Origin of the sequence: Micromonospora sp. MP36 (assembly GCF_008119785.1) — a bacterium.
Taxonomy (GTDB): domain Bacteria; phylum Actinomycetota; class Actinomycetes; order Mycobacteriales; family Micromonosporaceae; genus Micromonospora.
The window spans coordinates 25,783-40,787 of record NZ_VSFA01000033.1 but is presented as its reverse complement, the minus strand read 5'-3'; the positions used below and the strand labels follow the sequence as shown (position 1 = coordinate 40,787).

The following is a 15,005-nucleotide window of genomic DNA, read 5'->3' as shown; positions in this document are numbered from 1 at the left end:
TCGTACCGGCAGGCCCGGCCTCCCGGGTCTGCCGGTACGACCCGATTCCCCGGAGAACGTCGTGGACCAGCCCGTCATCCGCCCGCGATCCCGATCCCTTCCCCGGCTCCGGTGGCCGGCCGCCCGGCGACGGAGGGCCGCGCTCGCCGCGGCCGCCCTGTCCCTGGTGCTCGCCGGCACGGGTTGCTCCGGTGCCGGCACCGGTTCACCGGCGGCCGCCGACGGAGCCGCCGCACCGAAGGCGGCGCCCGTCGTGCGCGGCCCCCTGTGCGACCTGCTGCCCTCCGGCAGCGATCCGGGCAACCCCACCGCCCTCACCGGCCAGCCGCCCGAGGCGGCGCTGCAGTGGCTTCCCGTCCTCACCACGTTCGAGGCGGCGGTGCGGGCGTCCGGGATGGCCGCCGACCTGCACGAGGGGTCGGGGCTGACCATCCTGGCCCCGACCGACGACGCCTTCGCGGCCAAGTTCTCCGAGGACAACCTGGACCAGCTGTTCCTCACCGACAAGGACAAGCTCCGCGGCCTGCTCCGCGAACACCTCGTCGCCGGCTCGCTCACGCTGTCCGACATGGTGGCCGCCGGCGGGGTCACCACCCTGGCCGGCACCAAACTGACGGTCAGCGGGGGTGGGGAAACGGCCCGCCTGGCCGGCCAGGCCGACACGGTCTGTGCCGACTACCAGGCGGCCAACGCCCGGATCCACATCATCAACCGCGTGCTCGGCAACCTGCCCACCACCGCCACCGAGGGCGGGCACCGCGCGCACTGACCGGCACGAGCTGCACCTTGACCGCAGGAAAACCCGATCATAGGGTTTCGATCCACTCAGTTGATCTCCCCCAATCAGCGAAGAGAGGCATTCCGATGCGCCTGTCGAAGCGTCCGCCCGGGGCGGTCCCCACGAGAAGAACGGCCGGCGTCGCCACGGCGCTGCTGCTGGCCGGCCTGACGCCGTTGCTCGGTGGCGTCCCGGCCGGCGCCGCCCCCACGCCCCCCAACTGCAGCACCGACCCGACCGCCCGGCTGTCCACCGTGCCCAGCCCGGAGTCGGCGCTGGGCTTCCCGCTCGGCACCGGCCAGGAACGCGTCGTCACCAACGACGAGGTCCGTAGCTACCTGAAGGCCGTCGACGACGCCTCCGACCGGGTGGTCACCGGCGTCATGGCGACGAGCGTGCTCGGCCAGCCGCTGCCGTACGCCATCGTCTCGAACGAGCGGCACGTCCAGCCGGGCGCCCTGCAGCAGATCGCCCGGGACATCCGCGACCTGCGGGATCCGCGCGGGATCACGGCGAAGCAGGCCGCCGAGACCGCGACCGACCGCCCGGCCATCGTCTGGGTGACCGCGAACGTGCACGGTGGGGAGAAGAGCGGCACCGACGCCGCCCTGAAGACCCTGTACGAGCTGGCCTCCGGCCTGTCCTGCGCGGTCGCGGAGCGGAACGACAACCTGGTCACCGTCATCGTGCCGACGCAGAACCCGGACGGCCGCGACGCCAGCCGCCGGCAGAACGAGTACGGCTTCGACATGAACCGGGACTGGTTCGCCCGGACCCAGCAGGAGACCGACGGCAAGATCGAGCTCCTGCGGCAGTACCCGCCGCAGGTCTTCATCGACGCCCACGAGATGGGTGGCCGGCAGTACTTCTTCCCGCCGAACGCCGACCCGATCCACCACGAGATCTCCAGCGAGAACGTCGACTGGATCAACCGGATCGGCGAGGCCAACAAGGCGGGCTTCGGCTTCAACGGCGCCTGTGGCGGGGCCGTCACCACCGAGTGCTACTTCAACTACTCGACGTACGACCTGTTCTTCATGGGTTACGGCGACACGGTCCCGGCCGCCGGCTTCGGCGCCGCCGGCATGACCTTCGAGAAGGGCAGCGCGTCGGCCGTGGCCGACCGGGTCCAGCAGCAGTTCCACACCCAGTGGTCGACCCTCGGCTGGGCCGCCGCGAACAAGCACGAGGTGCTGAGCAGCTACTTCAAGATCTGGACGGACGCGCTCGCCGAGGGCAAGGCCGGCACGCTGGAGCCGAACGAGGTGGTCCAGCCGACCAACACCGTTCAGTTCCCGGTGCCGGACGTCAAGATCCGGTCGTACTTCCTGCTGCCCGACCGCCAGCTCGCCGACGTGCGCCAGCTGGTCGAGCGGCTGCGCCGGATGGACGTCGAGGTCTACGAGGTCACCAAGCCGACGAAGGTGCCCACGGCCCGGATCTTCGGTGGGCGTTCCGCGACCGACGTGACGGTGCCGGTGGGCGCGTACTGGATCCCGATGGACCAGCCGCAGAAGCACTGGATCCAGGGGATCATGGGCGAGGACCCGTACGTCCCGTTCCCGTACTTCTACGACGTGTCGTCCTGGAGCAACCCGCTGCTGATGGGGGTCAACGCCCTCTACACCGGCGACGACGTCCGGCCCCCGGCCCAGCTGGTCCGGCAGATCTCCGGCGGCAAGCCCTTTGCCGCCGGGGCGAAGGGTTCGTACGCGTACCCGCTGGACTCCGCGGCGGCGGCCGAGCTCACCTTCCGGCTGCTCGGCCAGGGGGTGCCGCTGGTCCGTGACCTCGAGACCAGCGTGGTCGGCTTCCCGGCGAAGAGCCTGACCCCGGAGATCGACCAGCTGGCCCGGTCGCTCGGGGTGACCCTGAACCCGCACGACGCGGCGGCCAGCGGGACCGCGGTCGACCTGCCGGACGTCGGGCTGTTCCAGGGCACCGGCATCTCCACCACCTCCGGCTCGCACGGCGAGGCCCGGTACGTGCTGGGCAAGCGGTGGGGCCTCGACCTCAAGCCGGTGACCACCGCCGACATCAACGACAACACCCCGGCGTTCACCGAGCGCACCGTGCTGCTCGTGCCGGACGGCAGCAACGCGACCGGCGGGCTCACCGCCGCCGGGCAGGCCAACCTGCGGAACTGGGTCGCCCAGGGCCACACCTACCTCGGTCTGCGCAACGAGGGCACCCGGATGGCCCGGGCCGCCGGCCTCACCTCCACCACCGAGAAGACGAAGCCGGCGGACTACCGGATGATCGGCTCGCACCTGCGGGTCGACGTCGACGGCAGCAGCCCGGTCGCGCTGGGCCGCCCGGCCGAGGACTTCGAGTTCAACAACAGCGACTCGATCCTGACGCCGAGCACCACCGGCACCAACGTCCTCACCTACCCGTCCGACGACACCTTCTGGGCCAACGGCTACACGGTGCGCGCGGACGCGCTCAAGGGGACGGTGGCGCTGGTGGACGAGCCCACCGGGTCCGGCCGGGCGGTGCTGTTCGCGTTCAACCCGCTGTTCCGGGCGTACAACGAGAACGGGCTGCACCTGGTGGCCAACGCGCTGCTCTACCCGTCGGGCGCGGGCGCGGCGCCGAACCGCGCCGCCCTGAGCCGCACGACCGGGATCGACCCGGCCCGGGCGGCCGCCGCGGCGGCGCCGGTGGCGGATGACCTGGGTGGCGAGTGGCGGCCGATCAGCGTCGAGGTGGCGGCCGGTGACCGCGACCGCGCCGCGGCGGTCATCGCCCGGTACACCGACACCGCCCGGGTCTCCGTGGTGGACGGGTCGGCCTACCTGGTGATCCCGAACCGGGACGGCCTGCAGGCCGACGAGCACCCGTTCCTGCGGGACATGGTGCAGGCCCTGCGGGACGCGCAGATCCCGCTGCGCTCCCTGGTGGCCTGACGCACCAGCCGATACGGCGAAGGCCGCCGACCCCCACGGGGTCGGCGGCCTTCGCCGTCAGGACCGGGCTCAGCGCTCCGCGACGGGTACGTAGTCCCGCTTCGGGTAGCCGGTGTAGATCTGGCGCGGGCGGCCGATCTTGGTCTCCGGGTCGTTGATCATCTCGCGCCACTGGGCGATCCAGCCGGGCAGCCGGCCCAGGGCGAAGAGCACCGTGAACATCTTGGTCGGGAAGCCCATGGCCTTGTAGATCAGGCCGGTGTAGAAGTCCACGTTCGGGTAGAGCCGGCGGGAGACGAAGAAGTCGTCCGCCAGGGCGATCTCCTCCAGCTGCACCGCGAGGTCCAGCAGCGGGTCCGGCTTGGCCATCCGGCCGAGCACGTCCTGGGCGGCCTTCTTCACGATCGCGGCGCGCGGGTCGTAGTTCTTGTAGACCCGGTGGCCGAAGCCCATCAGCTTCACGCCGTCCTGCTTGTCCTTCACCTTCTGCACGAAGGAGCGGACGTCGCCGCCGTCGGCCTGGATCCGCTGGAGCATCTCCAGCACGGCCTGGTTGGCGCCGCCGTGCAGCGGGCCGAAGAGGGCGTTCACGCCGGCCGAGACCGAGGCGAAGAGGTTGGCGTTGCTGGAGCCGACCAGCCGCACGGTCGAGGTGGAGCAGTTCTGCTCGTGGTCGGCGTGCAGGATGAAGAGCATGTCCAGCACCCGGGCCACCACCGGGTCGACCTCGTACGACTCGGCCGGCACGCCGAAGGTCATCCGCAGGAAGTTCTCGACGTAGCCCAGCGAGTTGTCCGGGTACAGCAGCGGCTGGCCGATCGACTTCTTGTACGCGTACGAGGCGATGGTGGGGACCTTCGCCATCAGCCGCACCGTGGACATCTCCACGTGCTCGGAGTCGAACGGGTCCAGGCTGTCCTGGTAGAAGGTCGAGATGGCGCTGACCGCCGAGGAGAGCACGGCCATCGGGTGCGCGTCGCGCGGGAAGCCGTCGAAGAAGCGGCGCATCTCCTCGTGCAGCAGCGAGTGCCGCCGGATCCGCTCGCTGAACTCGGTGAGCTGCTGCGGGGTCGGCAGCTCGCCGTAGATCAGCAGGTACGAGACCTCCAGGAAGGAGGAGTTCTCGGCCAGCTGCTCGATCGGGTAGCCCCGGTAGCGCAGGATGCCCGCGTCACCGTCGATGTAGGTGATCGCGGACGAGCAGGACGCGGTGTTGACGAACCCGGGATCGTAGGTGGTCATCCCGGTTTCCTTGAGCAGGTTACCCACCCGGATGCCGGCGGGGCCCTCGACCGCGGACTGCACCGGCATCGACAGCTGCCCACCGGGGTGGTCGAGCTTGACTTCCGTCATCTGTTCCTCGCTTCGCCGGCAAGATCTTCGTTGAATTGCCTTCGCTTTTACCGTAATCGCGGTGCGGGGGACACCGCTCGCCGTGGTTCTTCGGTGAGGTATGCGTCACGCGATTCCCGACTTGCCGGCTGGGAAACCCCATGGAAGCGCGACCACCCCGGCCGTGGGCCGGGGCGGTCGGGCGGGTCATGGTGGCGGTCAGGACAGGGTGAGCCGGCGCAGCGAGCCGTCCGTGCCCACCCGGTAGATGTCCAGGCGGTTGGCCCCGGCGGCGAAGAGCCGGTCGTCGGGCAGCAGCGCCGCGAACCGCCGGCCGCCCTTGTCCGGTGGGACGACCGGCACCACGGCGCCGATGGTGCCGTTGACCGCCACCGCGAGCTTCGTCCCGTCCGGCGCCGAGGCGGGCAGGGTGCCCCACACCAGGGCGGGCAGGTCGCCGGTCGCCGGGTCGACGGCGCGGAACGCGGCGAGGTTCGCCACCGTGGCCGTACCGCCGGCGGGCTTGTTGCCGGGCCGGGTGCCCACCAGCCGGTCCGGGGCCGGCGTGGCGGGCGGCGCGGGCACCCCGCCGGTGATCGGCACCGGTTCCCCGGGCCGGTCGTAGAAGCGCTTGTCGGCTCCCGTCCGAGCGGCCTGCTTCGCCGAGCGGCCGTCCATCCGCCAGGGGATCCGCACGTGGGTCTCGTCGGCGATGGTGGGCAGCAGGTCGACGTGCTGCCAGTTCCGGTCGTCGATCCGGCCGTCCCGCTGGCCGGGCTCCTTGAGGAACATCGGCACCCAGGCGACCTGGTCGGCGGCGTGGTTGATGGCGTCCATCCCCCGGCCCTGCCAGTCACGCAGGAAGCTCACCCCGTGGTCGGCGGTGACCAGGATAAGGGCCTTGTCGTAGAGGCCGGTGGCCCGCAGCGTCCGCAGCGTCTCGCCGATCAGCCGGTCGGTGTAGCCGAGCTGGGCCAGGTGACGCTGGCGGGCCAGGTCCACCCAGCCGGCGCCGTCGTTGGGCAGGTCCTCCGGCGCGGCGTACCGGGCCCCGGACGGCAGGTACGCCCACGGGGCGTGCGGCATCAGCAGGTGCAGGAAGTGCAGGGTGGGCCGGGACGAGGGGTGCAGCCCGGCGAGGAAGCTGGTGAACCGGGCCGGTTGGTTGGCGTTGAGCGCGTCCCAGCGGAACTTCGGGTCGGCCGGGACCGGCTCGGCGGCGTCCAGCCCCGCCTCGGCCCGGGTCAGCTCCCGGTACGACGTCTCGGGGTCGACCCGGATGTCCACCGGCGCGGTGACCTGCCGCAGCAGCTTGCCGCTCTCCCGGACCAGCACGCCCAGGCCCTGCGGCGGAGTGGCCGGCTGCTCGCAGCGACTGGGCGGGCAGAGCCGGGTGATGCTCTCCTCCGCCTTGATCTCGTACAGCCCGCCGAGGGCGGTGAACAGGTTGTCCGGGTACTGCGAGTAGTGCGGGGCGACCGACTGGGCCGGGTAGCGGCCGGTCAGCATGGCCGGCAGCGCGTACGGCGTCCAGCCGCTGACCCCGGTGGCGTTGCGGTACCAGGTGGAGCCGGCGGCCAGCGCGGCGAAGTTCGGATAGCGGGTGGCGTCGATCCGCCCGTCCGGTCCGAGCAGCGAGACCAGGGGCAACTCGTCCAGGACGATCATGACCACCGGCGGGTGGACGCCCGCGCCGGCCACCCCGGTGGCACCCGTGTGGCCGCGGGGCAGCACCACCGCCGAGGCCGGCGAGGCGAAGAGGAAGAGACCGACGAAGACCGCCGGCCCGACGGCGGCCACCCGCAGCACCCGCGCCGGCGCCCGCCACCGGCGGTGCGCGGCCGCCCCGGCCGCGCCGGCCACGACCGCCGCCAGCAGCAGCGGTACGCCGCGCAGCGGCGTGGTGTGCCGCCCGACCTGGACCGCGAGGGCGGCCAGCAGCAGCCCCACCACGAGGGTGTGCACGACCGCCCGGGTGACCCGCCCGGCGCACAGGCTGACCGTGCCGAGCAGGGCGAGCGGCACGGTCGGCGCGATCGCGATCAGGCCCACCAGGAGCAGGACGTCCGCCGGGGAAGCGCGGTGGAAGAGGAAGAAGTCGGGGCTGCGCCCCAGCACGTCCAGCAGCGGCTGGGTGACCACCAGCCCGACCAGCGCCGCCACCTCCAGCAGCCGGCCCAGCTCGCCCCGCCACACCCCCCGGCCCCCGGTCGGCGCCGGGGCGACCGGGCGCACCTCGGGTGGTACGAGGGTCTGCTCAGCCATGCACCACCACCTGGTAGAGCGTGCGGGTGCCGGACGGCAGCTCGACCTGGCGGACGATCCGCCCGCGCGCCGCGAGCAGCGGCTCGAACGCCGCCCGCCGGTAGTCGGGAAAGAGCCCGTCCGGCTTGTTGGCCAGCAGCCGGCGGGCCATCGGGTCCTCGGGGTGGACGAACTCCACGACCAGGCTGCCGCCGGGCGCGGTCAGCGCCACGAACTGGTCCAGCACCTCGGCCAGCGGCACGTTCCGGCCGATCGCCAGGTGGTGCACCACCGCCAGCGCGAGCACCAGGTCGGCGCGTGCCCGGTCGCCGAAGGCCGCCCGCTCGACGCCGCGCCAGCCCCCGCCGGGCGACGGGTCGGCCAGGTCCATCACCAGCGGCACGATGCGCCGCTCCCCGGCGGCCCGCAGGGCGCGGTAAAGCGCGTCGGCCACCACCGGGTCCTGCTCGACCGCGACCACGTAGCCGGCCTGCCGGGCGGCGATCCGGGCGTACCGGCCGTCGTTGGCGCCCAGGTCGAGGACGAGCTCGGGCGCGGCGGCGGCCACCGCCCGGTCGACGAACTGCTCCTTGGCCTGCCGGTCCGGCACCGAGTACGCGCAGGTGCGCTGGTAGTCCGACCAGTAGCTCTCCCCCGGCCGGTGGTCCAGCCGGCGGACCAGCTTCTCCAGTCCGCGTACGGTGGCCAGGGCCAGCTCCCGGGAGTAGCCGGCGGCCCGCAGCTGGGCGCGGACCTCGGCGGTGCTGGCGCGGGCGTTGCGGGCCTGCATCGCGCCGTGCAGGTGGACGTGGGTGAGCACGCCGGGCCGCCAGCGCCGCGTCCCGCCGAAGAGCCGCCGCATCTGGTCCGGCTCGATGCCGTCGATCCGGGCCCGCAGCCAGGGCTGGAAATCGATCCCGAGGTGGGCCTGGAGCAGCAGGGGGTAGAGCAGGGTCTGGCAGAACTGCCGGTACCCGGCCCAGGGCTCTCCGTCGCGGGCCGGCTCGAACGAGCCGACGTCGATGAAGACCGGCGTGGCGCCTCGCCACTGGAGGTTGTACGCCGAGCCGTCCTTGGTGGTGAAGCCGTCGGCCAACGCCATCCGCAGGACGTCCAGATGCAGCAGGGCGGCGTCACGCAGCATGCCGTACGTCCACTCGTACGGGTGGGAGACGAACGGGATGCGCTCGTGCCGGAGCACCGCCGCCCAGGGCAGGTCCGCCGGGGTCGGGGTCAGCTCCTCGGTGCCGCAGACCTTGCCCGCGGCGAGCAGGTCGCGGAAGAAGTCGGCGGCGGCCAGCGCCCGCCAGTCGCCGGCGGAGCCTTCGTCGAGCCCGCGCAGCACCTCGCCGTTGCGGTGGAAGACTCGGTTGCCGGGGTCGCGGAAAGACCCCGGCTCGGCCTGGACGCCGGTGTCGGAGAAGGCCACGCCGGTCAGCCCCGGTCGGTGGGCTGCCGGCGGAACCGGGCCACCAACCGGCGCCAGTAGAGCTTGGCGGCAACCGCCGCGCCGGCCACCCCACCGACCACCGCCTGCACGATCAGGCTGCCGGATCCCGCATCCAGGTAGGCCAGGTGCGTCACGGCTGCCCCCTTCCCTCGCCGTTGATGGAGGCCAGCCCGATAAAGGGGCTTTAGGCCTTTTAGCCGGACTTGTCCTTCACCGTACGCCGCCGAGGCGATCCGTGTCGGGCACACCCGCCACTCCGCCCACGTCCGTTCCGTTCAAGACATCCCGGCCCGCCGGCCCCTACCGTGGCGGCCATGACACCGCATTTCGATCTGATCGGCATGGTCGTCACCGACATGGGCCGCACGCTGGACTTCTACCGCCGGCTGGGGCTGGCGATCCCGCCCGGCGCGGAACGGGAACCGCACGTGGAGATCACCCTCGACAACGGGGTCCGGCTGGCCTGGGACGCGGTCGACACGGTGCGCACCTTCGACCCGGGCTTCACCCCGGCCACCGGGAGTCCCCGGATGGCCCTGGCCTTCCGCTGCGCCGATCCGGCCGAGGTCGACCGCTGGTACGCGGAGCTGACCGCCGCCGGCCACCACGGCCACCTGCCGCCGTGGGACGCCTTCTGGGGCCAGCGGTACGCGGTGCTGCACGACCCGGACGGCAACGGCGTCGACCTGTTCGCCCCGCTGTGAGCAGGGGCCCCTGGTTGACGCCTGCGGGATGGCAGACCCCCTCCTGACCCCGAGGGGCACCAACGCGGGGAGCTGGTCAGACGCGGTGGCCCGGCAGCAGGTGGGTCGGCGGCACCCCGGCCAGGTCCTTCACCTCGCGGGTGAGGTGGGCCTGGTCGGCGTACCCGGCCCGGGCGGCGACCTCGGCCAGCGGCGTGCCGGCCCGGGCCAGGTCGAGGGCCCGGCGCATCCGCATGATGCGGGCGAGGGTCTTCGGGCCGTACCCGAAGAGGGCCTGGCTGCGCCGGTGCAGCGCCCGCGCGCCGAGGCCGACCTCGGCGGCGGTGGCCGCCACCGTGGCGCCGGCCGCGAGGCGGGCGGCGACCCGTGCGCCGAGCGGGTCCGGCCCGCCGGCGGCGCGCAGCCGCGCCACCGCGACCGCCTCCAGCACGACGGCGACCGGCGCGACGTGGTCGAACCCAGCCGGCGATGCGACGCGGCCGAGCTGGGCGGACGGTCCAACGCGACCGCGGCCCACGGACGCCCTGAGGTGGCCGGGGGCGGCCAACGGCGTAGGTTGACCGGCCGGGCGGAACCGGCCGGCTTCCGCAGCCGAGCTGGCCTCCTCGATTCGGTCGGCCAGCTCGCCGGCTGGCCGGCCCCACAGGTCGGCGAGGGATACCCGGCGGTCCCGAAGCTCGTGGGCGGGCACCCCGAAGACCGCCGGTCCGACGCCCGGCGGGAGGCGCAGCCCGACCCAGCATTCCCCCGGTGCGCCGGCCGACAGGTGGGCGGTGCGGTCCGGCCCGGCGACCAGCAACCCGGCCCGGCTGGACCAGAGCAGGTCCAGGCACCCGTCCGGCAGCACCCGCGTGGGCGCGTCGCCGCGGGACACGCTCTCCCACAGCACCGCCCCCGCGATCCCGCTGGCCGCCCGTTCCCGGTACATCCGCCCACCCTGCCACGACGTCTCCACCGAGATCTTGGACAGTTCCCGTACGCGGGGAACGGAGACTGTCCAAGATCCACAGCGGCCGTACAGGCGGGTCAGCGGTGGTGTTGCATGGCGAGGTGGAGGAGGGTGAAGTGGAAGACGGTGGCGGCGAGGTTCGCGGCGACCAGCACGGTCAGTTCCAGCGCCCGGGTGGGGTGCTCGAGGCGGCATGCAGGAGAGTCAGGGAGCCGCTGGTCAGGTCAGGCCGAGGGCGAAGGCGAGCAGCCCTTGGAGGTGGTGCCGGCCGGCGTTCCGGCGCAGCCCGGCCCGCTGGGCCAGGACCAGCAGCTCGGTGTCGAAAAACCAGCCGGTGCCCTGGACGAGGGGCAGCAGCTCGGCCGCCACGTCGGCGCAGATCGCCTTGAACCCGCACTGGGCGTCGGAGAACTGCACCGCGAGGGTGCCCCGCAGCAGAAGGGTGTAGCCGCGGGAGATACCCGCCCTTGAGGCCGGACTTGTCCATAACCGTACGCTGCCGTTCGCGGAGGCCAGACCGTGGCTCTGCTCGTGTCCCTTCCGTTCACACGCCCGGCTGCACCCGTGTGGAGCAGCAGGGGATTGTTGAACCGAAACTTGACTTCCTCCCCGCCAGTGATGGTGGGAGTTTCCCGAGGCTGTGGAGTCTTCATGCCGCAGGCCTTCGGGATGGTTGGCGCTTCGCAGACCGGGCAACCCCGAGGTCTCCACGCCCTGTTACCGCCAGCCCGGCGGCGAGTATTTTCTTGGCCGCGTTCACGTCGGCATGGTCCTGATGCCCGCAGGCGACGCACCGGAAGACCGCTTGGCTCTCGCGGGACTCCGGGGCGACATGCTTGCAGGCGTTGCAGGTCTGCGACGTGTACGCGGGCTTGACCTTCTCGATCTTTGCTCCGTGGTAACGGGCGGCATGTTCCAGCTTGAGCAGGAACCCGCCCCAACCCTTGGACAGGATGGCCCGATTCAGGCCCGCTTTCTGGCGGACGTTACGGCCGGGCTGCTCAACGGTGCCCTTCGCGCTCGCGGTCATGTTCTTGATCCGCAGGCCCTCGACAACGACCAGGCCGTGCTCGCGGACCAGCCGCACGGCGGTCTGCGCAGCAAAGTCAGCCCGCCGGGCCCGTATCCGCGCGTACAGCCGGCCGAGTTGCGCGCGGGTAGCATCCCGACGTTTCGACCCACGGTTACGGCCATGGACCCGCAGCGACCGCGACAGGCGCTGCTGCAACCGCTTGAGCCGAGCCGCCTCGCCGGGGGTGACGAACTCCCGATCGTCCAGACCCCCATCAGAGGTGGCCACAGCCACGGCCACACCTCGGTCCACGCCGACCGATGGTTTGCCGTTCGGGGCCGCCTCGGCAACGCCGTCCTCGACGCAGAACGAGATGTACCAGCGTCCGCCGTCACGGGAGACCGTGGCGTTACGGATGACGCCGCCGAGCGGACGGGTCCACCGGAACCTGACCGGCCCGAACTTCGGCAGCCGCACCTCACCCCACCGACGGTTCAGCCGCCGCACCGCAATCTGGACGGGGTCGGGAAACCGGAACGACGGCGCGGTGCGCGTCTTGGACCGCCAGCGCACCTTCCACGTGCCATGCGCCTTGCACGCCCGGTCCAGGTCCCGCAGGGTCTGCTGCAACGTGTGCGACGGCGCGTCAGCCAGCCACCCGCAAGCCGGGTCCTTCTTCGCCTCAGCCAGCTGCCGGGCCTGCTCGTTGTAGCCGATGAACGCGCCACGGCGGCGGTATTCACGGCGCTGCTCCAGGCCCGTGTTCCACACCGCCCGACACACCGCACCCACCTGCTCGGCGTAGGCGGCCTGCTCATCGCTGAACGCGAGCAGATAGCGACGGCCGGTCAGCATTCAAGTAGGCTTCTGCTGCTCGATGTACCTGTCATAGCCGCCAATGGAATGCTTGCGGCGATCGCCGCGAAATGCGCGTTCGTCCCCAAGGCGGCCAGCCGCAAACGGCTGACGAAAACTCCTCCCGCAACACTAGAGACCTGCTGCTCGACCACACCACGACGGACACTCAGACGGGACACGTCGCCACGCTACCGAGGGCCTGTGACGAGTTGACGCGCCAACCCGACGGCAATAGCCCGCGGTGTGCGCGCTAACCAATGGACCAGAGCGGTGGCCAGCAGCAGGCCGACCAAGGCCGGTCTGCCCAGCGCGGGCCGCGGGACGGCGCCGGGGTCCGCGGGGCGGGCGCGGGGCCAGGTCTCGTCGACGACCCGGCCGCGGGCGCGGTCAGCAGGCTCTCTGTTCTGTCCATGCCGGCCAGCCTCCGGCGGGCCGCTGGTCCGGCCCCATGAACGACCTATGCGTCGGCTGTGGAATCCGGCAGCCGCACCGTGAAGGCGGTACGGCCGGGACGGCTGCTCACGTCGACCCGGCCATGGTGGGCCTCCACCACGGCGGCCACGATGGCCAGGCCGAGACCGGTGCTGCCGTGCGCCCGGGAGCGGGAGCTGTCGCCGCGGGCGAAGCGCTCGAATACCTCCGGCTGGAGGTCGGCGGGGATGCCGGGGCCGTCGTCGGTGACGCTGAGTTCGACACCGTCGGCGACCGCCGTGAGGCGGACGGTCACGGTGCTGCCCGGCGGGGTGTGCACCCGCGCGTTGGCGAGCAGGTTGGCCACCACCTGGTGCAGCCGGTGGGCGTCCCCGGTGACGGTCACCGGCTCGTCCGGCAGGTCGAGCTGCCAGCGGTGGTCGGGGCCGGCCACGTGCGCGTCGCTGACCGCGTTCACCACGAGCGCGGTGAGGTCCACCGGCTCGGCCGCGAGGGGCCGGCCGGAGTCCAGCCTGGCGAGCAGCAGCAGGTCGTCGACGAGGCTGGTCATCCGTGTGCTCTCCGACTCCACCCGGCGCAGCGCGTGCGCCACGTCCGGCGGCACCTCGTCCCGGCCGCGTCGGGCCACCTCCGCGTACCCCCGGATCGCCGCCAGGGGGGTGCGCAGCTCGTGGCTGGCGTCGGCGACGAACTGGCGTACCCGGGTCTCGCTGGCCTGGCGGGCGGCGAGCGCGGCGGCGACGTGGCCGAGCATCCGGTTGAGCGCGCCGCCCACCTGCCCCACCTCGGTCCGCGGGTCGGTGTCGGCCGCCGGTACCCGGACCGACAGCGCCACCTCGCCGCGATCCAGCGGCAGCTCGGTGACCCGGGTGGCGGTGGCGGCGACCCGGTTCAGCGGGCGCAGCGTGGCCCGGACGATCAGCGCGCCGAGGCCCCCGGCGATGATCAGACCCGCGCCGATCACGCCGGCCTGGGCGATGGCCATCCACATGACCGTCTCCTCGACCTCGGCGAGCGGGATGGCGACGGCCTGCACGTCGCCGTTGGCCATCCGGTGCGCCGCCGCGCGATAGTCACCTCGGTCGCCGAGCTCGACAGTGCGCGGCTGGGCGTCTGTCGGCAGCGCGACGAGTGCGGCGACGTCGGTGGCGGAAAGGGGCTCCACGCCCCCCGACTCGGCTCGGGCGTTCGCGATCGGCACGCCGTCGGTGATCCGCATCGCGATCGAGCCGGATGGAAAGCCGGGCGGCGGCTCCGGCCGCTGGGCGCCAGGGCCGGGTCGCCGCGAATCGCCGGACTGCCGGAACCAGGGCGGCAGGTCGCCGGAGCGCCGGTCGTTCATGGTGAGCTGGTCGTCGACCTGACCGACGAGGAAGTGCCGCAGGGCGACCGTGGTCAGCCCGCCGATGCCGACACTGACCAGCGCGAGCAGCGCCACCACGGAGAGCACCAGGCGGCGGCGCAGCGACCAGCCGGCGAACCAGCGACGCAGCCGCCCGGCCAGGTCACTCCGCCGGCTTGAGGACATAGCCGGCGCCTCGCAGCGTGTGGATCATCGGCTCGCGGCCCGCGTCGATCTTCTTGCGCAGGTACGAGATGTACAGCTCGACCACGTTGGCCTGGCCGCCGAAGTCGTAGTTCCAGACCCGGTCGAGGATCTGCGCCTTGCTCAGCACCCGGCGCGGGTTGCGCATCAGGTAGCGCAGCAGCTCGAACTCGGTGGCGGTGAGGGTGATCAGGTCGCCGCTGCGGCGTACCTCGTGGCTGTCCTCGTCGAGGCTGAGGTCGCCGACGGTGAGCACGGCCTCCTCGCGGGCGGCGACCGCGAACCCGGAGCGGCGCAGCAGGGCACGCAGCCGGGCGATCACCTCCTCCAGGCTGAACGGCTTGGTGACGTAGTCGTCCCCGCCGACGGTGAGCCCGGCGATCCGCTCCTCCACCGCGTCGCGGGCGGTGAGGAAGAGCACCGGCACGCTCGGGCTCTCCTCGCGCAGCCGGCGCAGCACCTGGAAGCCGTCCAGGTCGGGGAGCATGACGTCGAGCACCACCACGTCGGGCTTGACCTGCCGGGCGGTGCTGATCGCGGCCGTCCCGTTGCCGGCGGTGGCCACCTCCCAGCCCTCGTAGCGCAGGGCCATCGTGAGCAGGTCGGTCAGCGTCGGCTCATCGTCGACCACCAGTACGCGCACCGGTTCGCCGTCCGGTCGGCGCAGCTCGATCCGGCCCCGCATGGTCTGCCCGTCCATCCCCATGCCCCCATCGTGGGCCGCCCCGCTGTGCCGCGCCTGTCCCGATCCTGTGTACCAGCTGTGGGGCCGGCCACGGCGTCACCGCGCG

11 protein-coding genes and 1 pseudogene are annotated in these 15,005 nt (G+C 72.6%); 3 read left to right on the top strand and 9 right to left on the bottom strand.

Annotation, left to right across the window (positions count from 1 at the left end; translation table 11 throughout):
* Window positions 1-61: 61 nt before the first annotated feature.
* On the top strand, window positions 62-769 hold the full coding sequence (locus FXF52_RS21485; protein WP_148799325.1) for a fasciclin domain-containing protein: 708 nt from the start codon (window positions 62-64) through the stop codon (window positions 767-769).
* A 95-nt stretch (window positions 770-864) separates the two neighbouring features.
* Entirely contained in the window at window positions 865-3,687 is a 2,823-nt protein-coding gene (locus FXF52_RS21480) for a M14 family zinc carboxypeptidase (RefSeq protein WP_148799323.1), read from the top strand.
* Between the two features lie 69 nt (window positions 3,688-3,756).
* Here FXF52_RS21480 and FXF52_RS21475 read toward each other — a convergent pair whose 3' ends face one another.
* The 4 genes from FXF52_RS21475 to FXF52_RS41760 all read right to left on the bottom strand — a co-directional run bounded on the left by FXF52_RS21475 (window position 3,757) and on the right by FXF52_RS41760 (window position 8,847).
* Window positions 3,757-5,040: a citrate synthase gene (locus tag FXF52_RS21475; protein WP_148799321.1), complete on the bottom strand. Its 1,284-nt coding sequence runs from the start codon at window positions 5,038-5,040 to the stop codon at window positions 3,757-3,759.
* A gap of 198 nt (window positions 5,041-5,238) precedes the next feature.
* Window positions 5,239-7,284, bottom strand: coding sequence for a sulfatase-like hydrolase/transferase (locus FXF52_RS21470; protein WP_148799319.1), 2,046 nt, complete (start codon window positions 7,282-7,284; stop codon window positions 5,239-5,241).
* Window positions 7,277-8,692 carry a bifunctional 2-polyprenyl-6-hydroxyphenol methylase/3-demethylubiquinol 3-O-methyltransferase UbiG gene (locus FXF52_RS21465; RefSeq protein WP_148799317.1) on the bottom strand — a complete coding sequence of 472 codons (1,416 nt, stop codon included), beginning with the start codon at window positions 8,690-8,692 and terminating at the stop codon, window positions 7,277-7,279. The genes FXF52_RS21470 and FXF52_RS21465 overlap by 8 nt, the downstream gene beginning before the upstream one ends.
* 5 nt (window positions 8,693-8,697) lie before the next feature.
* A complete protein-coding gene (locus FXF52_RS41760; RefSeq protein WP_167402629.1) occupies window positions 8,698-8,847 on the bottom strand; it encodes a hypothetical protein in 150 nt (49 codons plus the stop codon).
* A 180-nt stretch (window positions 8,848-9,027) separates the two neighbouring features.
* Here FXF52_RS41760 and FXF52_RS21460 point away from each other — a divergent pair, with 180 nt between their 5' ends.
* Entirely contained in the window at window positions 9,028-9,417 is a 390-nt protein-coding gene (locus tag FXF52_RS21460) for a VOC family protein (protein WP_148799315.1), read from the top strand.
* A gap of 76 nt (window positions 9,418-9,493) precedes the next feature.
* Here the strand turns inward: FXF52_RS21460 and FXF52_RS21455 are convergent, their stop codons facing one another.
* The 5 genes and pseudogenes from FXF52_RS21455 to FXF52_RS21435 form a co-directional block, all read right to left on the bottom strand.
* Window positions 9,494-10,345: a helix-turn-helix transcriptional regulator gene (locus FXF52_RS21455; protein ID WP_148799313.1), complete on the bottom strand. Its 852-nt coding sequence runs from the start codon at window positions 10,343-10,345 to the stop codon at window positions 9,494-9,496.
* Between the two features lie 98 nt (window positions 10,346-10,443).
* A pseudogene (locus FXF52_RS21450) lies at window positions 10,444-10,840 on the bottom strand (hypothetical protein); the annotation flags it as partial.
* A gap of 175 nt (window positions 10,841-11,015) precedes the next feature.
* Complete coding sequence (locus FXF52_RS21445; RefSeq protein ID WP_148799311.1) at window positions 11,016-12,233, bottom strand: RNA-guided endonuclease TnpB family protein; 1,218 nt, start codon at window positions 12,231-12,233, stop codon at window positions 11,016-11,018.
* Window positions 12,234-12,693: 460 nt separating this feature from the next.
* A complete protein-coding gene (locus FXF52_RS21440; RefSeq protein WP_148799309.1) occupies window positions 12,694-14,196 on the bottom strand; it encodes a HAMP domain-containing sensor histidine kinase in 1,503 nt (500 codons plus the stop codon).
* Window positions 14,174-14,920 (bottom strand): response regulator transcription factor, encoded by a 747-nt coding sequence (locus FXF52_RS21435; RefSeq protein WP_370518007.1) that lies wholly within the window; start codon window positions 14,918-14,920, stop codon window positions 14,174-14,176. Before FXF52_RS21435 ends, FXF52_RS21440 begins: the two co-directional genes overlap by 23 nt.
* Window positions 14,921-15,005 lie beyond the last annotated feature (85 nt).